This window comes from Agrobacterium sp. SORGH_AS_0745, assembly GCF_030818995.1.
GTDB lineage: Bacteria > Pseudomonadota > Alphaproteobacteria > Rhizobiales > Rhizobiaceae > Agrobacterium > Agrobacterium tumefaciens.
This window is the reverse complement of the sequence record NZ_JAUTBI010000003.1, coordinates 402,918-420,602: the sequence shown is the minus strand read 5'-3', so window position 1 is coordinate 420,602 and position 17,685 is coordinate 402,918. Positions and strand designations below refer to the sequence as shown.

Below are 17,685 nucleotides of genomic sequence, written 5' to 3'. Positions count from 1 at the left end.
AAACTTCTATGACCTGTCGGGCAGGGCCCGGCGTGTTGGTTTGCGCGGTGTCAAGACGGTCAGGCTGCCGGGTGGCGGGATTCCCTCCTGCAAATAGGTATGTGACTCGCTATTTATCAGCATATTCAAGCGGTTTCGAGCAAAATAGCGCCCGTGCCGAGGCTGGCCCACGATCCCCGATATTTGTTTTTGTAACGTGCATTCCACATTCGATATTGAGACGACTACATTTTTAGACTTCCCTAATGTTATTGGTTTTACTGTAGAACAGGACGTTAGGACGCTCCGGTATAGTTATCCCGCAAATGGTTGAGCCGACAAAGGCGTAGTGATTGCAAGGTCGATGGCGATAGATATTTCAGAGCGTGCAAGCGGTGAACCGTCCCCTGACATGTTGTCGCTTTCGGGCATTGCATCCGATGGGTCGATCGCACATCCGGTTTCTTTTCAAGGATGCACGGGTGTTTTTCACCCGGCGCGCAAAGAGGTCAAACAGGATCATGCGGTTCTTTTCGTCAGCCCCTGGGGCATGGAGGAACTGTGCACTCGCAAGTTTCAGCGGGTTGTGGCTGAACGGCTGGCGGCGGCCGGCGTCGCCAGCCTGCGGTTCGACTATCATGGCGCTGGGGATGCGCTCGATCCGGAGGATGTCGACCGTGCGGCGGATTGGCTTTCCGACACGCGAGCGGCGCTCGATTATCTAAAACGTCTTTCCGGCTGTTCCAGTGTGGTCGTCATCGCTCAGGGTCTCGGCTGTCTGATCGCCATACAGGCGCTCGCCGATGCGGCGGCCGTCGGTTCCATGGCGCTTCTGGCGCCCGTCGTCTCTGGACGGAGCTATCTTCGCGAACTGGCGATGTGGTCGTCCATGATTGACGATGGCCTTGGTCTTCGTCCCGGGCAGCGCATGGCGGAGGCGGGGGCAATTGCAGGCATGGCCATGCCGGTGGGTGTTGCTGATGCTATCAAGAAGGTCAATCTTGCAAAGCTGGATACCGCTCCTGCGCGTAGCATTCTGGTGCTGTCGAGACCGGGCCGGGCGAGCGACAGCGATTTTGCCAAACAACTCGCCGCGATTGGTGCCGAGGTGGGGGAGGCGGAATTTGAGGGATATGACGATCTCGTATCCAGTCCCACACTCTCGAAAATACCCGGCGATGTGGTGAAGCGGCTTCGGGATTGGGTCCTGTCCCAAACTCATGCCGCGGATGCGGCGGGTCCGCAGGAGAATTTCATCGTCAACGCTCCGCAGCGCGGTCGCGGTTTTCTGGAACAGCCGGTGCAATTTGGCGAAGCCGGCCGGCTTTTCGGTGTTTTTTGCGAGCCTGACGATCGGCCGGCGGTCTCCTCGGTCCTTCTGCTGGGCGCGGCCTACGACCGGCATGCGGGTTGGGGCAGGCTTTCCGTGCAAACGGCCCGTTTGCTCGCACGGGAGGGTATCGCTTCGCTGCGGTTCGACGCGGCCAATATTGCCGACAGCCCCCCGGTCAAAAACGCGCCCGATCAGGTTCTTTACGATGCGGCGCAGAATGATGACGTGGCCGCCGCGCTCGATTTTCTCAGTCGGCGTGGCAAAGGACCCGTCGTTGCTGCTGGGCGCTGCAGTGGCGCCTACCTCGCCTTCAATGGCGCGCTTGCCGATGACCGGATCAGCGGGGTGGTTGCGGTTAATCCGGTTGTGTTCCACTGGCGGAAAGGCCGCTCGGTCGATGAAGCGCTGCACAAACCGCCACGTTCCTTTGGGGAATACAGCCAGCGTTTTCGCCAGGGCGCCACGTTCAAGCGTCTCGTCAGCGGCGATGTCGATGTGGTGAGCGCCGGTCGCAATATCGCCAAGGCGACGCTCAAGAAGCTTTCGATAAAAACGGCAAGGCTTTCCCGCCGGGGGAGCGAGGAAGGGCGTGCCGTCTACGGTGCTTTCGACAAGCTCAAGACAAGGGATGTGTCCATCAGCCTGCTTTACAGCGACAATGACGACGGGCTTGAGCATTTCCGGTATTATTTCAACGCCGATGGCAGGGGCCTGTCGGCCTATCGGAATGTGTCGCTGACGATTATTCCTGACGCCGACCATAATCTTTCAACGCCGGAGGCCAGAAAAGCCTACATCGATGCGGTGAAGCTAATGGCTCTAAAAGGAAAAACGCCGGCTGGAGCCTAGCGAGACGACATCGCCGGAAGGGGGCGTTTCGGATGTTGCTGTCTCCGGCATAAGGTCGATTTTTCTGGTTTCACCGGGTGCGAGATGGAACCAGCTTTCCGAGGCGCGGTAATCTTGCGCCGTGATATGGACGGATTGCGCCAGCCGGTCCGTGCCGATCTCGAGCGACCAGATGCCGTTCGCCTCGCTCACCCCCACCTGAAGGTTGGCGGCGTGCAGTGCTTTTTTCCGACCGAGAGGAAAATGGAATGCGTCTGCGATGACAGATCCGGTCGCGACATCGCGGAGCCGGGCTACCGTCACATCATGGGAGGGCGGGCCGAAACGATAGGCATAGGTCGTATCGAAAAAGGCGCCGAACAAATCGGTTGCGGCGATGGTCTGGCTCTGTCGCGGCGAGAGCGTGAGCGGCCGTTTGGCATGGACGACGGGTTGCGTGCCATCGCGCAGGCAGGTCAGTTCCAGCATGGCGTCAAGGTTGTCGCCGGTTTCGTTGATGACATGAATGTCCAGCCCGTTGGTGCCTTCATCGGAAAGGCTGACCTGGATGGGACGAAACGCTCTTTTCAGCGCATGCCAGACGGATTTGGGTCTGCCGGTGGCATCGATGATACCCCAGCCAGCGCCGGGAACGAGATCCTGCAAGGTCCAGACCAGGGCGCCCCGGCAAGAGGACGCGTCGCGACGCCATTCGGCGAAGGTTGCTTCCATGACCTCGGTAGTGACGGCACGAGACATGTCGAGATAGAGGCCGCCATCCTCCCGACGCAGCACGTCCGGCTCAACGTCGTAAAGCAGTTTCAGATAATGGTCGCGAATATCCTCGAAATCCCAGGAAGCGCCGCGATCGCGTGGCGTGCGCGCCTTCCAGCGCGGATCATGCACCGCCAGAGCGGGAAGATGTCTGTCCAGCGTTTCCTGTTCGGGAATATTGGCGAAGGCCAGGCACTCTGCAGCAAAGCGGACATTGGCCCGGCGGGCATCTTCCAGCGGACGGCAATAGGCGCCCACACCGTAATAATGACCAACTCCGGCATTGGGAAAGAAGGGCAAGGCGCCGCCTGAAGGGGAATTCGCCACATAGGCCGCGTCCGGCCGTTTTCCGGCCAGAACATCGGGCAAAATTGTCTCGGTGAGTGTTCCCTTCCATATCTGTTCCGGCAGACCGAGCATCGCGCCCTGCTGGTACATTTCGCTACCACCGCAAAAAACGGTCAGCGAAGGGGAAAGGGCGGTCGTCTCGAGGAACTGCGAGATTTCCGTAACGATGTGCTGGCTGAGCGCCTCATCCTTTGCTGGATAATCAAAATTGGCAAGCATGGCGTCCTGCCAAACCATGATGCCGAGTTCATCGCACAGCGTGAAGAACTCCGGCGTTTCATAGGCCATCGTGCCGCCGATGCGGATCATGTTCATACCGGCTTCGGCAGCTTTTCGAAGCCAAGGCTCATAGTCCGGTCTTGTTCCCGGCAGGCGCACGATGTCGGCGGTCGTCCAGACTGCGCCCCGGCAGAAAACGGGGTGCCCGTTTATCTGGATGCCGAAACCGTTGCCGTCTTCGCCGTAATCCACCTCAACGCGCCTGAAGCCGGTGCGCCCGAGCCTGTGTTGCTTACCATCCAGTTCCAGAACGACTTCATGAAGCGCCGGTCTGCCGTGGGTATGCGGCCACCAAGTCTCGACATCGGGTATCCGGAGTTCGCCCAAGAATTCGCCGTTTTCACCTCTGGAAAGATCGGTGCTGTAACCGGCGCAGGTGAGCCGTGCGGATGGAATGTCGTGGTTCGCCTCCAGGGCGATGTTGACCGTTCCCGTCCCGGTTTCGTCGAGCGAGGACCGGACTGTGCAAAGCACGCCTGCCTGTCTTCTAAGGCTGATGGGTCGCCATGGTCCGGCGGCATGGATTTCCGGGCACCAACCTGGCATATATCCGAGCGCCGTGGTGCGGATCAGCCGCAGACCTTGGGTGTTCATCATCTGCGGACGCCAGCGGGCGCGGGGACCGGTTTTTTCGAGCCTTGGCGAAAGTGCCCGGAAGCAGATCGATAGTTCGTCCGCGCCTGTCAGTTCAACCGGCACTTCCAGCCTTTCGAACATGCTCTGGCTGGCGGCGATCAGTTCGCCGTTGAGGAAGATTTCTGCAATCGTCGACAGGCCATCGAAGCGCAGGATCGCCCGCTCCCGCACATCGGAAATCATCGTCAGACGGTACCAGGCATCCCTGTCGTTCAATGGTGTCGGATTGAAACGGTCGAATTTCCCGGCCAGTTCCAGAGCTTGCGCCACTGTTCCGGGAACGGATACGTGAAGGCTTTCAAGAGTTGCGGGAATTTCCGAGGGCGTTTCGCAGGCATTGGCGGACGTCAGTGTCAGCGTCCAGCCTTCGCTTAGTAATTTTTCGCTTTCGCGCGGAAGATAAGTCCTCACGCGGCCTCGCTGGTGTTCGACAATTTTGCCGCAAGGGCTTCCATCACACCATCCCATGCTTCCGCAGCCGGATCGAGCACCGAGGCGAGCGCGTCGAATTTACGGCGCGTGACGGCGCGAGCTAGCTGGAACTGCACGGTCTTGGCGACCTCGGATATGCGCAGCGCGTGGTCTCTCGCTTCAGCAAATTCGCTCTTGTCCAGCCATTCGAGGTGGCTCGCAGCCAGTTCGAAATTGGCGCCGAGCTGGCGCAGCGTATTGAAGGCATATTTGTGGAAAAAGCCGAACGGCCGGTCTGCCACCTTCTCGACCTGAGCCGGAAACACGGCTGCAAAAGACCTGACCGGATTGTCGGATGGTCGCCGTGAAAAATGAAACTTCAGCAGCCGTTCGGCCGTTTTGCGGATATGCGCCGGCGAAGGGTTGCTGTCTGCGAATTTCGCAAATTCCGTATAAGGCAGAAAGGGCGGCTCGCTCTCTGACAGGTGATGCTGGAACAGGCCGTCGAAATCTTCGCCCGACAGGTGGAAAAAGCCGGCATTGTGGAAATAATCGAGTTCCCGGTTTGCGAGGTCCATCCGGTTGATGGCGATGGTGGTCTTGCCATGTTCCTTCCGGTAGCCCACCCCGTGGGTATCGGGCATATAGAAGCTGTCCATCTCGATCAGGCAGATGCGGCCGCGCTCCAGCTGCGCTTCGATATGGTTTTCAACCCGGTCGAAGATCGCAAGTTCGGTGGCGCGAACGCCATAAAGTGCTTCCAGATCTTCCAGCGGCACCTTGAAGAAGGTGAACTGGTCGCCCTCGAAATCCTGCGTCAGTGTGAAGCCGAACATGGCCTCAGGCGGCAACCCTTTCGAGGCCAGCACCTCGATCCACAAATCGATGTAGCAATTGGTCTCCGGCCACATTCTTTCCGAAGAATGAAGCGGGTGCTGCACATAGTTTTTGGGATCGAGACCGGGGAAAATCTGCCGCATGAATGGTTAGCCCCAGAGTGTTTTCAAGGCCTTTTCGGGCCAAGTTTTTACATCCAGTCCGTGATGCGCAAAAAGTGCCAGCGCAATGCGCTCAAGGCCGAAACCGACGCAGGCGGTGTGAGCCACATCACCATTGTCGAGGTTCAATCCCCATTTCTGGCCAAAGGCGTCCTGATGGTAATTGAAGCTCATGCAGGCCGTCGGGTTGGTGGCGGATGTGACGGGGATCAACAGTTCGAATTTCAGGTTCTGGTCGCGCTGGTTGTTGGCGAGCATTTTGCCGGCGCGGCCGAAGAAGGGATCGTTGGCCACGTCGATGGTCACATCAAGGCCCACGGCTTCCATCATCGCCACGCCGCGATCCATCCATGTCTGGCGGAATTCGGTCACATCGCTCTCCGTGCCCATGCGCACATATTCCCGCATGCGGAAAAGCTGCTGACGTGCCGGGTCCTTCGAGGGTTCATGGCGGAAACAATAGGACTGGATGTCGTAGAGACCGCCGCCGGAAGGCAATGCGCCGCGCTTGGCGATGGTCGGATAAAGAGGGTAGCAAGCGGCCGGCGTCAGCACGATATCGGTTGCTTTCTGGTCCTTTGTCCAGTCGCCGCCCTCATCCATGGATTTGAGAAGGCTGACATGGTCAAGTTCGCAACCGCAGAAGGAATGCACCGTGCCCGCAAGCTGCGGGAAGCTTTTCATGTAACCGCTCTTTTCGAAATAGGCGCGGTTGATGCCGGGCGGGAAGCGGATCGCCTCTGCACTGTCCGGGCCGCCGGTGCGGTCGATCAGGCGTTCGAATGCGGCAATGACGTCCTCGAACTGGCCGCTGCGTCCGTAAAGACCATCGACACCCGTTTCAATCAGCAGGCCTTCTTCGAACAGTCGATCGAGAAACGATGTTTGCATATCCATGGTCTTATCCCAAGAGGCTGGTGTCCTGCTTGTGAACCAGCAGGAGATTGGCGGAATTGCCGAGAATACGGTCGTTGGAAATCATCAGGCGCGCGGAATGCGCGTCGCGAAGGTGTCGGCCAAGGCTGTAGGGCGTACCGTTCTTGTAACCCATGATGCCGCAGACCAGCATCGCTTGGTCGATGATCTCCAGAATGGTTTCCGAAGAACAGATCTTCACATTGTTCATGGCAACCGCGAACGCCATGGACATCAGCTTGTCCGGGTCGCTCTTGGTGTCTTCGTAAGCCTTTACGCCCGCAATGACGTTGGATTTGACCACCTGCAATTTGGTGGAAATTTCGGCAATGTGGATAGCGCCTGGCGGTGTGACACCGGGCGACTTGCGTGCAGCCGTCCTGACGAAGGATTGCGCGCGCAGCACCGCATCCGACGCGATGCCATACCAAACGGCGCTCCACAGAAGATGCGAGCTTGCAAGCATGGATTGCGCGGCGATTTCCGCAAAGGGTTTTGGGAATATCTGCACCGCCGGTGCCTCGCCGCGGAACAGGAAACCGTCCGAACAGGTGCCACGCATGCCGAGTGTGTCCCAGACATGGGTCTTCTCGAGTTTGTACTGATCTTTCAGGAAGACGGTCATCACCTGATCGGCCGGGGCGGCATCCTTGTGGGCGCGCGAGGTGATGAGGATGGCATCCGCATTGCTGCCGTAGGAAATGACGGTGGCGTCCTTCTCCAGCCGGCAGATGTCTCCTTCGACCTCAATCGCGCAGATGGAATTGCGCAGATTGCCGCCGATTCCGCCTTCGGTCGTGGCCGATGCGAGCAGAAGCTGTTCGCTTGCGATGCGGCTCATGAAGCCCGCATGCCATGGGCTTGTCTCGCCGTGTTCCACAAGGCTCGATGCCTTGATGTGGTGCATGGCGAAAATCATCGCGGTTGCCGAACAGGCTTGGCCAAGCCGGGCGCAGATATCGGCGATTTGCTGTATGGATGCGCCTTCGCCACCAAGAGAGGACGGGACCTGAATGCCGAGAAGGCGCTCTTGTCTCAGCGCGTTGACGGCTTCCTCCGGGAAGCGACCGGTGACGTCCACCTCGTCCGCGTGTTTGGCGGCAATTGCTGCGACGCGGCTTGCGCGCGCGGACAGCGTTTCATCCTGCGGCGCAACGGTCACATTCATCAGGCTGCCTCTTTACCATCCAGAATGAGCTTAACGGTGTCTTCAATGGCCTTGATGCTGGCAAAGGACTTGCGGTTCAAGAGGTTGTCGGGGAATTCGATATCGAAAGCTTCCTCGATACCCAGCATCAATTGCACCGAGGCAAAGGAAGAAAGACCTGCTGCATAAAGATCTGCTTCGTTTTCAATCGTATCGACGGGGGTAGGAAGCTGGCCGAATTTTGCCAGTATTTCACGAATAGTCGCATTCATTCCGACTTATCTCCCATGAATTTAACATCAGGATGGTTTGTGCTTATCGTTAATTTGAAAACGATAATATTCGCCTAAACCGTTAGGTTAATTACCACTAACGGCGCTTTTGTTGTTCGTCCACCTTTGCCAGCCATCAGCAGCACCCTTGACAAATGTCGGGCGGTGTTTTCTCTTGTGTCCATTCACCAGGGGTGTCCCGTCAAGGGGCTGAGATTCTGCTTTTATGCGCAGTGACCCGTTGAACCTGATCCAGTTCATACTGGCGTAGGGACGGTGCAAAGACCGAAGGTCGGAATGCGTGTAACTTGCGCTGCCGACGCGTCGGTATTTTCCATCATTCCGGCTCGAACTGGGTCTCCACTGTCAAACTTTGGAGCCTCATGATGAATATCGTTGCCAAGAATATCCCGCTTGTCGTCACAACCGGGCCGCATCCCGCCTCCACGAAAATCCACAAAACCGGAATTTTGCATCCGCATATTCGCGTGCCGATGCGCGAAATCACCGTCCACCCGACGGCGGGAGAACCGCCGGTCACGGTCTATGATTCCTCAGGCCCCTATACCGATCCATTGCATAACGTTCTGATCGAAAAGGGTCTGCCGCGCCTGCGTCACGACTGGGTTGTAGCGCGCGGCGATGTCGCGGCTTACGACGGTCGGCACGTCAAACCGGAGGATAACGGATTTGCCACTGGCGAGCGCCTGACGCCTGAATTTGCCGTGCGCCACCAGCCGCTGAGGGCCACGGAAGGAAAAGCCGTAACGCAGCTTGCCTATGCGCGGGCAGGCATCATCACGCCGGAAATGGAGTTCATCGCCATCCGCGAAAATCTAGGGCGCGAAGCGGCGAAGGAGCAGCTGGCTCGTGATGGCGAGAGTTTCGGTGCGCAGATACCCGATTATGTGACGCCGGAGTTCGTCCGTCAGGAAGTCGCATCGGGTCGCGCCATCATCCCGGCCAACATCAATCACCCCGAGCTTGAGCCGATGATCATCGGCCGTAATTTTCTGGTCAAGATCAACGCCAATATCGGCAATTCCGCGGTCACCTCCTCCATGGCCGAAGAGGTGGAGAAGATGGTCTGGGCGATCCGCTGGGGTGCCGATACCGTCATGGACCTTTCGACCGGGCGCAACATCCACAATATCCGCGAATGGATCATCCGCAATTCGCCGGTACCGATCGGCACGGTGCCGCTTTATCAGGCGCTGGAGAAGGTCAACGGCATTGCCGAGGACCTGAACTGGGAAGTGTTCCGCGATACGTTGATCGAACAGGCGGAGCAAGGCGTGGATTATTTCACCATCCATGCCGGTGTTCGGCTGCATTACATTCCGCTTACCGTCAACCGTGTCACCGGTATCGTCTCGCGCGGCGGGTCGATTATGGCCAAGTGGTGTCTGCATCATCACAAGGAAAGCTTCCTCTATGAGCATTTCGACGAGATCTGCGACATCTGCCGTGCCTATGATGTTTCCTTCTCGCTGGGTGACGGGTTGCGGCCCGGTTCGATTGCCGACGCCAACGACGCCGCGCAATTTGCCGAGCTGGAGACGCTCGGTGAGTTGACACAGATCGCATGGGCGAAGGATTGCCAGGTCATGATTGAGGGCCCCGGCCATGTGCCGATGCACAAGATCAAGGAGAACATGGACAAGCAGTTGAAGACCTGCGGTGAGGCGCCCTTTTATACCCTTGGGCCGCTAACGACCGATATCGCCCCCGGTTACGACCACATCACTTCCGGCATCGGGGCAGCGATGATCGGCTGGTTTGGCACGGCGATGCTCTGCTATGTCACGCCGAAGGAACATCTCGGTCTGCCTGATCGTAACGACGTGAAGGTCGGTGTCATCACCTACAAGATCGCGGCTCACGCGGCCGATCTCGCCAAGGGCCATCCGGCAGCACAGGTGCGGGACGATGCGCTGTCGCGTGCAAGGTTCGAGTTCCGTTGGGAAGACCAGTTCAACCTGTCGCTGGATCCGGACACGGCGCGCTCCTTCCATGACGAGACCCTGCCGAAGGAGGCGCACAAGGTCGCACATTTTTGCTCCATGTGCGGGCCGAAATTCTGCTCGATGCGGATTTCCCACGACATCCGCGCCGAGGCGCAGAAGGAAGGGCTGGAGGCCATGGCCGCGCGCTTCAAGGAAGGTGGCGAGCTTTACATGCCGCTCGCGACCCCGGCAGACGGCCAGTAGCATGCGTGTCCTTGTTAAGGGAACGGGGGTCGCCGGTCTGACGGCGGCCTTCGAACTGGCGCGGCGCGGCGCAACCGTGGAGGTTTCGGAGCGCAATGCTGAAGCCTCGCGCGGCGCATCCTTTTATGCGGGCGGAATGCTGGCGCCCTGGTGCGAGCGTGAAAGTGCGGACGAGGCGGTACTAACACTCGGCCAGGCGGCTCTCGACTGGTGGGATGAGGCGACCCCCGGCCTTGTCATCAGACACGGCACGCTGGTCGTCGCGCCCGCCCGCGACAAAGCCGAGCTTTCGCGTTTCGCATCCAGAACAACTGGATACCAGTGGGTGGATGAGGGTGACATCGCCGCTCTGGAGCCTGACCTTGCCGGGCGGTTCCGCTCCGGGCTTTATTTCCCGGGCGAGGGGCATCTCGATCCGCGCCTTGCGCTCAAATCGCTGCATACGCGGCTTTGCGGCTTGGGCGTGCGGTTTCATATGGGTATTCCGGTGGATGAGCAGCCGTTCGATCGGGTGGTGGACTGCACGGGCGCTGCGGCGGTGGGCGAGATTGCCAATCTTCGCGGCGTGCGGGGAGAAATGCTCTATCTCGCCACGTCAGAGGTTTCCCTGTCGCGCGCCGTCCGGCTCTTACATCCGCGCATTCCGCTTTACATTGTGCCGCGTGAGCCGGGTCGCTTCATGGTGGGGGCGACGATGATCGAGACAGAGGATGCCGGAGCCATTTCAGCGCGCTCGATGATGGAGTTTCTGAACGCCGCCTATGCCGTACATCCGGCCTTCGGCGAAGCGGAAATCATCGAGACCGGAACGGGCGTGCGCCCCGCCTATCCCAACAATCTGCCGAAAGTTACGCAGGACGGCCGGACCGTCTTCATCAACGGCGCCCACCGGCATGGCTTCCTGCTGTCGCCGGCGATGGCGCGGCAGGCGGCTGAAATCGTCTGCCAAGATATCTCTGGAAAGGAACAGGATCATGAAACTTCTGGTGAATGGCGACGAGCTTGATCTCGCCACCGAGACGCTGGCCGGGTTACTCACCAGCCTCGATTATGAAGGCGAGTGGCTGGCGACGGCGGTCAATGGCGATCTGGTGCATTCGGAAGAGCGCGCCGATTATCAACTGAAGGCCTTCGACCGTGTCGAAATCCTCTCGCCGATGCAGGGAGGTTGAGGCCATGCTGACGCTTTATGGCCGTGAGGTCTCGTCGCGCCTCCTGCTCGGCACGGCGCGTTATCCGTCTCCCGCCGTGCTTGCCGATGCAGCGCGGGCCAGCAACACGGATATTCTGACGATTTCGCTGCGTCGGGAAACGGCAGGCGGCAAGAAGGGTGGCCAGTTTTTCGAGCTGATCCGCGAGCTGGATCGTTACATTCTGCCCAATACGGCTGGCTGCCATACCGTGAAGGAAGCGGTGCTGACGGCGAAGATGGCGCGTGAGGTTTTTCACACCAACTGGATCAAGCTGGAGGTCATCGGCCATCACGACACCTTGCAGCCCGATGTCTTTGCGCTCGTCGAAGCGGCGAAAATTCTCTGCGACGATGGTTTCGAAGTCTTTCCGTATACGACTGATGATCTTGTCGTGGCGGAAAAGCTCCTGGATGCGGGTTGCAAGGTGCTGATGCCCTGGTGCGCGCCGATCGGCAGCGCCATGGGGCCGCTTAATCTGATGGCTCTGAAATCCATGCGGGCGCGTTTTCCGGATGTGCCACTGATCGTCGATGCCGGTATCGGCCGGCCGTCACATGCGGTGACGGTGATGGAGCTTGGTTACGATGCCGTTCTGCTCAACACGGCGGTCGCGGGGGCGGGTGACCCGGCCTCAATGGCGGAAGCTTTCGCCCGCGCCATTGAGGCAGGGCATCAGGCTTTTGTGGCGGGGCCGCTGGAGCCGAGAGATATGGCCATTCCCTCGACACCGGTGATTGGCACGGCGGTATTTTCCTGATTCACCTTTTGCGTTGACAGTGCCCCGTGGCGGCGGGATACCGGGAGAAAAGGGGAACGGCATGGCGGCACGCAATAATCTTCTGACGGATATCAATGGGATTTTGGTCGGCAATATCACCGATCTTGCACTCGGCTCCGGCGTCACCGCAATCGTTTTCGAAAAACCCGTAATCGCCTCCGGTTCGGTTCTTGGCGGGGCGCCCGGTGGTCGTGATACCGGCCTGCTCGACCCGGCGATGACGGTGGAAACCGTGGATGCCTTCGTACTTTCAGGCGGTTCGGCCTTCGGGCTGGATGCGGCGGGTGGTGTTCAGGCCGGTCTGCGCGAGATCGGGCGTGGCCTGCAAGTCGGTTCCACCCGTGTTCCCATTGTGCCGCAGGCGATCCTCATGGATCTGTTGAATGGTGGCAACAAGGAGTGGGGGCTGCATTCGCCCTATCGCGAGATGGGCTATGCAGCTTTCAGCGCGGCGCGTGCGGAGCCCTTCGGGCTTGGAACAGTCGGCGCGGGAACGGGGGCGACCACCGCCACCTTCAAGGGTGGACTTGGTTCGGCAAGCGCTGTCAGTTCCGGCGGTTACAAGGTGGCGGCCATCGTCGCCGTCAATGCGCTTGGCTCGGCAACCGTTGGCACCAGCCGCCATTTCTGGTCTGCGCCTTTTGAAGAGCAGGGCGAGTTCGGCGACTGCGGTTTTCCTGATCGTTTCGAACCGGATCATACCGCGCTTCGTCTCAAGGGCGTCAACCTCACCGCGACGACCATCGGCGCCGTGGTCACCGATGCCGTCCTTACCAAAGCGCAGGCGCACCGCCTTTCCATCATGGCGCATGACGGGCTGGCGCGCGCCGTGCTGCCCGCCCACCTGCCGAGTGACGGCGACACCATGTTTTCGGCTGCGACCGGTGAGAAGTCGCTTGAGGGCGGCGCTCATTTCGCGGAACTCTGCCATCTCGCTACCATCGTTATGGCGCGCGCAGTGGCGCGCGGTGTTTACGAGGCGACGGCTCTGCCGCAGCACGGTGCGCAGAAAGCCTATCACGATCTTCATGGCCGGGGTTTCTAGCCGATGAGCAATATACATCAGCCACTGAAGCCCGTTCTCCGCATCGATTTTCCGCCCGGAGATCGTCTCGGCCACGGTAAGATCGAGTTGATGGAGCTGATTGTCGAGACCGGTTCGATCTCGGCCGCCGGGCGAGCGATGGACATGTCCTATCGCCGTGCATGGCTGCTTGTGGATGCGCTGAACCATATGTTCAAACAGCCGGTGATCGAGTCCCAGCGGGGCGGCAAGCAGGGTGGTGGGGCCGCGCTGACCGCATTCGGTGCCGAATTGCTTGAACGTTATCGCAGCATGGAAAAGCGGATGGATGAGGCCCTGCGCAAGGATATCGACTGGCTTGAGGCCAACCGCAATCCGGATGCCGCCATCACTAATATGGATCGAGAGCCGCCGACTTTATGATCGCGTGTACCGGTTTCCCGGGTTCCAGCTGGAGACGTTCGCGCGACAGATCGGTGATGCGCGACTGTATAATATCGCCGCCGCAATTAACCTGAACGGTTACCATGCCATCTTCGCTGGCGGAGATACCGGCAATATGGCCTTCGAGGATGTTAAGTGCGCTCAGGCCTTCGGGTTTTGCCGTGGCAAGCATGACGTCACGCGCCGGTATCAGCACGCGTGCCGGGGTGCGGGGTGTTCCTCTTTTTGCTGGAACCTGCAGGAGCGACGAGCAGAGCCTTACGGCAGCAAGCCCGTGCCTTTCATCGAAGCTTTCGATGTGTCCCGAAAGGATGCTGCCCGCTTCTCGTCGCTCAAGATGTGCGCTGAAATCCGACCGTGACAGCACGTCGGCCGCTTTTCCCTGTGCCTCCACCTTGCCGTCCTTCATAACAACTATGCGGTCGGCAAGGCGGGCGACTTCCTGGATGGAGTGGCTGACATAGACGATCGGGATTTTCGTCTCGTCGCGCAGCCGTTCCAGATAAGGGATGATCTCGGCCTTTCGTTCCTCGTCCAGTGAGGCGAGAGGTTCGTCCATCAACAGTAGTCTGGGCGATGACAGGAGTGCGCGGCCGATGGCGACCCGCTGTTTTTCACCGCCGGAAAGCTTGTTCGGACGACGCTGGAGAAGATGGCCGATGCCAAGCATGTCGATAATGCGGTTTTCATTCGCCCGCTCAGCTTTTTCCGTAGCGAACCATTTGCCGTAGTTCAGGTTCTGGGCAACGCTGAGATGAGGAAACAGCCGCGCTTCCTGAAAAACAAAACCAAAATGGCGCCTGTGCGCCGGCAGGAACAGGCGCTTTCCGCTATCGGCCAGCACTTCGCCATCGAGCGATACCTGACCACTATCTGGCCGCAGCAGACCTGCGATGATGCGGATCATCGACGTTTTACCGGAGCCGGAGCGCCCGAAAAGCGCCGTGACGCCGCCATCAGAGGTAAATGACGCGTTGAGTTCGAAGGAGCCGAGGCGGTGGCGGGTGGAGACGGAAAGCGTCATTCCATGCTCACCCGTTTGCCGATGATGCGGGCCAGAAACTCCGAGACGAGCAAGGCCGACATGGAAATCACGACGGAAACGATGGTCAGCCGCAATGCGCCTGCATCGCCGCCCGGAACCTGCGTGAAAGTGTAGATGGCAGCGGACAGCGTCTGGGTTTCGCCGGGAATATTGGAAACGAAGGTGATGGTCGCGCCGAATTCGCCCATGGCCTTGGCAAAAGCGAGGATCATGCCTGCGATGATGCCGGGCAGGGTCAGGGGAAGCGTGACGGTGAGGAACACCCATAGGGGGCTTGCACCCAGGGTTCCGGCCGCCTCTTCCAGCTTGCTGTCCACCGCTTCGATGGAGAGGCGGATGGAGCGCACCATCAGCGGAAACGCCATGACGGCGCATGCGAGCGCCGCCCCCGTCCAGCGAAAGGAAAAGACGATGCCGAACCAGCTGTCGAGAAAATGGCCGATGGCGCCTCTGCGGCCGAAGAGGACGAGCAGCAGAAAGCCGGTGACGACGGGCGGCAGAATGAGCGGCAGGTGGACAATGCCATTGAGCAGCGACTTGCCCCAAAAGCGCCCGCGCGCCAGCGCGACGGCAACCGCAATGCCGAAGGGCAGGCTGGCGAACATGGCGATGGAGGACACCCACAGGCTGAGCCTGATCGCCGTCCATTCTTCAGGGCTTAGTGTCCACCAATGCAAAGCCATATCCTACAATCGTCATCTCTCGCGGTCCCATACGGGGTGGGACCGCGAAACGCAGTTTATTTCAAAACGGTAAAGCCTTGCTTTTCGAAGAAGGGCGTAGCCTTGGCGGACTTCAGGAAATCCAGATAGGATTTTGCCGTCGGAGATTTTGCTTCCGAGAGAATGGCGACGGGGTAGATGATCGACGGATGGCTGTCTTCCGGGAAGGTGCCGACGATCTTCACGCCCGGATCGGCGGCCGCATCGGTCTGGTAGACGATGCCATAGGGCGCTTCGCTGCGCGACACGAGCAGCAGCGCTGCGCGCACGCTTTCCGCGCCGGCGACTTTCTTTTCCACGGATGACCAGACGCCGAGCTTTTCTAGCGCAGCCTTGCCGTATTTACCAGCCGGAACGGAATCGACCGCGCCCATGGCCAGTCGGCCATCGCCCACCAGTCCGGCGAGATCGAAGTCCTTTTTGATATCGACCGGCTTGGCCTTGTCGGCCGGGGCGACGAGAACGATGCGGTTGCCAAGAAGATTGGAGCGGCTTTCGACGTTGATCAGCTTCTTTTCGGCAACATAATCCATCCAGGCGAGGTCGGCGGAAATGAAGATATCCGCCGGTGCACCCTGCTCGATCTGTTTGGCGAGTGCGGAGCTTGCGGCGTAGGACACGGTCGCTTCATTGCCGCTTTCCTTCGCCCATTCGGCATTGATCGCATCAAGTGCGTTTTTCATGCTCGCGGCAGCAAACACCGTGACTTTTTCGGCGGCATGGGCGGGAACCACCGCAAAGGATGCCGCCACCCAGAAGGATGTTGCTGCGGCGATGGTTTTGAAGAAGGTGCGGCGTAAGAGTCTCATGGTGTGTTCCCCCGGTTCGAGATATCCTGATGAATATATCGACAGGCCTATAGGGCAATCATTATATTTTCAAGAATATATCGATGCCGTTTAAAAAAGCCGCCACGACCGGCGGGTTTCGGCCTGGTTGATCAGAAGCGTTCACCGGCGAAATGAGCGATCTGTGCGCCAGCCTCGTAATAGGCCTCCTTCACTGCCCTGAGGGCCTGCGCTTTTGGTTCTGTCACGGGAAGAGGCAGGTCGTTTTCGGCGATATCACCGAGAATATGTTGCGCAATCACCTTGCCGAAGGCAGTACCGGGCGCGATGCCGCGGCCATTATAACCGGAAAAACCGACGACATTTTCCGCGAATTTATGGAAACGCGGCACGGCATTGTCCGTCATGCCGATCTGGCCGTACCATTCGCATTCGAATTCCGTCTCTCCCAGTTGCGGGAAAAGCCGCTTCAGCGATCGTTTGGCCCATGCCCGGTGAATGGCGGCACCCGTGCTGCGCAAGGCGCCGACGCTGCCGAAGACCAGCCGACCCGCTTTGTCCATGCGGAACGAGGAGAGGATTTCCTTTGTATCCCAGCAACCTTCTCGGTTCGGCAGGATACTCTTTTGCAGATTGTCGCTAAGCGGTCTGGTCGCGAAGTTGAAGTAGGGCAGGTAGGTCTGTTCGTCGCGGACGATCTGCCACGGCCCGGTGCTGTAGGCTTCGGTGGCGACGACGATCCAGTTGGCGGTCACCGATCCCTGCGGTGTTTTTACCACCCATTTTCCGCCGCTGCGTTCGGTCGACACGACGGGGCTGGCGGTGTGCAGCCGTGCTCCTGCCTTTTGCGCGGTGGCAGCCAGACCACGAACATAGGCAAGCGGCTGAAGCGTGCCGGCGCGCGTATCGAAAAGTGCGCCGGAATAGGCGGTGCTGCCGGTGTGTCTTGCCGTTTCATCGGCATCGAGAAGGCGGACGGGAGCGCCCCTGGCTGCCCATTGTTCGCAGCGCTCGCGAATTTCGGCGAGCCCTTTTTCACCGACGGCGCAATGCAATGTGCCATTCTTTTCGATCTCGCAGGGAATCGCGTGTTTTTCCACCAATTCGCGCACCAGCAACGGCGCATCACCCAGAAGGCTGAGAAGCCGTTCCCCATAGGTTTCGCCCAGCACGCCGGGCAACTCCCTCGGCATGACCCACATGCCGCCGTTGATGAGACCGACATTGCGGCCGGCGCCGCCGAAGCCGATTTCCCTGGCTTCGAGAAGAACGACATCCATGCCCTTTTCAGCAAGATGAAGGGCGGCGGATTGTCCGGTGAAGCCGCCACCGACAATCACCACATCGGCAACCGCCTCGCCTTGCAGAGCAGGCGTTGCGGGCGGCTGCGGCGCGGTCTTTTCCCAGAGGCCGTGCGAGCGGGGGTCATTATACATCGTTCCACCATTTTCCGGGCGAGTTCATTTGTTTTCCGTATGAGTCACAAGCCCTTGTTTATGAGACTTTACAAGCGGCCTCACCTGTTGAATATCGACATATCGTCAAGAGTTCATTCCGTGAG

16 protein-coding genes and 1 riboswitch are annotated in these 17,685 nt (G+C 59.3%); of the genes, 7 read left to right on the top strand and 9 right to left on the bottom strand.

Features of this window, described 5'->3' with window-relative positions; all coding sequences use genetic code 11:
* Window positions 1-343: 343 nt before the first annotated feature.
* Window positions 344-2,161: a serine aminopeptidase domain-containing protein gene (locus QE432_RS11915; RefSeq protein WP_113157552.1), complete on the top strand. Its 1,818-nt coding sequence runs from the start codon at window positions 344-346 to the stop codon at window positions 2,159-2,161.
* Here QE432_RS11915 and QE432_RS11910 read toward each other — a convergent pair.
* The 5 genes from QE432_RS11910 to QE432_RS11890 are packed head-to-tail and all read right to left on the bottom strand — an operon-like array spanning window position 2,132 to window position 7,920.
* Complete coding sequence (locus QE432_RS11910; RefSeq protein WP_306624376.1) at window positions 2,132-4,588, bottom strand: glycoside hydrolase family 2 protein; 2,457 nt, start codon at window positions 4,586-4,588, stop codon at window positions 2,132-2,134. The genes QE432_RS11915 and QE432_RS11910 overlap by 30 nt on opposite strands.
* Complete coding sequence (locus tag QE432_RS11905) at window positions 4,585-5,568, bottom strand: DUF1839 family protein (protein WP_065703423.1); 984 nt, start codon at window positions 5,566-5,568, stop codon at window positions 4,585-4,587. Before QE432_RS11905 ends, QE432_RS11910 begins: the two co-directional genes overlap by 4 nt.
* 6 nt (window positions 5,569-5,574) lie before the next feature.
* The gene (locus QE432_RS11900) at window positions 5,575-6,483 is read right to left on the bottom strand and encodes an amino acid--[acyl-carrier-protein] ligase (protein WP_003516814.1); all 909 of its coding nucleotides are present in this window, start codon (window positions 6,481-6,483) and stop codon (window positions 5,575-5,577) included.
* Window positions 6,484-6,487: 4 nt separating this feature from the next.
* On the bottom strand, window positions 6,488-7,669 hold the full coding sequence (locus QE432_RS11895; RefSeq protein ID WP_112290047.1) for an acyl-CoA dehydrogenase family protein: 1,182 nt from the start codon (window positions 7,667-7,669) through the stop codon (window positions 6,488-6,490).
* On the bottom strand, window positions 7,669-7,920 hold the full coding sequence (locus QE432_RS11890) for an acyl carrier protein (protein ID WP_003492279.1): 252 nt from the start codon (window positions 7,918-7,920) through the stop codon (window positions 7,669-7,671). Before QE432_RS11890 ends, QE432_RS11895 begins: the two co-directional genes overlap by 1 nt.
* Window positions 7,921-8,100: 180 nt before the next feature.
* Window positions 8,101-8,212, top strand: a riboswitch (TPP riboswitch).
* Between the two features lie 94 nt (window positions 8,213-8,306).
* On the opposite strand from QE432_RS11890, the gene thiC reads away from it, so the two are divergent.
* The 6 genes from thiC to QE432_RS11860 all read left to right on the top strand — a co-directional run bounded on the left by thiC (window position 8,307) and on the right by QE432_RS11860 (window position 13,548).
* Window positions 8,307-10,130: a phosphomethylpyrimidine synthase ThiC gene (thiC, locus tag QE432_RS11885; RefSeq protein ID WP_306624374.1), complete on the top strand. Its 1,824-nt coding sequence runs from the start codon at window positions 8,307-8,309 to the stop codon at window positions 10,128-10,130.
* Window position 10,131: 1 nt separating this feature from the next.
* A complete protein-coding gene (gene thiO, locus QE432_RS11880) occupies window positions 10,132-11,136 on the top strand; it encodes a glycine oxidase ThiO (protein WP_111799104.1) in 1,005 nt (334 codons plus the stop codon).
* A complete protein-coding gene (thiS, locus tag QE432_RS11875; RefSeq protein ID WP_097100895.1) occupies window positions 11,105-11,302 on the top strand; it encodes a sulfur carrier protein ThiS in 198 nt (65 codons plus the stop codon). Before thiO ends, thiS begins: the two co-directional genes overlap by 32 nt.
* Before the next feature lie 4 nt (window positions 11,303-11,306).
* On the top strand, window positions 11,307-12,080 hold the full coding sequence (locus QE432_RS11870; protein WP_306624370.1) for a thiazole synthase: 774 nt from the start codon (window positions 11,307-11,309) through the stop codon (window positions 12,078-12,080).
* Window positions 12,081-12,141: 61 nt separating this feature from the next.
* Entirely contained in the window at window positions 12,142-13,146 is a 1,005-nt protein-coding gene (locus QE432_RS11865; protein WP_306624368.1) for a P1 family peptidase, read from the top strand.
* A gap of 3 nt (window positions 13,147-13,149) precedes the next feature.
* Window positions 13,150-13,548, top strand: coding sequence for a winged helix-turn-helix domain-containing protein (locus QE432_RS11860; RefSeq protein WP_306624366.1), 399 nt, complete (start codon window positions 13,150-13,152; stop codon window positions 13,546-13,548).
* Here the strand turns inward: QE432_RS11860 and modC are convergent.
* The 4 genes from modC to QE432_RS11840 all read right to left on the bottom strand — a co-directional run bounded on the left by modC (window position 13,517) and on the right by QE432_RS11840 (window position 17,560).
* Window positions 13,517-14,593: a molybdenum ABC transporter ATP-binding protein gene (gene modC, locus QE432_RS11855; RefSeq protein ID WP_306624364.1), complete on the bottom strand. Its 1,077-nt coding sequence runs from the start codon at window positions 14,591-14,593 to the stop codon at window positions 13,517-13,519. The two genes, QE432_RS11860 and modC, sit on opposite strands and share 32 nt — an antisense overlap.
* On the bottom strand, window positions 14,590-15,297 hold the full coding sequence (gene modB / locus QE432_RS11850) for a molybdate ABC transporter permease subunit (protein ID WP_306624362.1): 708 nt from the start codon (window positions 15,295-15,297) through the stop codon (window positions 14,590-14,592). Before modB ends, modC begins: the two co-directional genes overlap by 4 nt.
* A gap of 56 nt (window positions 15,298-15,353) precedes the next feature.
* Entirely contained in the window at window positions 15,354-16,145 is a 792-nt protein-coding gene (gene modA, locus QE432_RS11845) for a molybdate ABC transporter substrate-binding protein (protein WP_306624360.1), read from the bottom strand.
* 131 nt (window positions 16,146-16,276) lie between these two features.
* Entirely contained in the window at window positions 16,277-17,560 is a 1,284-nt protein-coding gene (locus QE432_RS11840) for an NAD(P)/FAD-dependent oxidoreductase (RefSeq protein WP_111782614.1), read from the bottom strand.
* Between the last annotated feature and the right edge of the window lie 125 nt (window positions 17,561-17,685).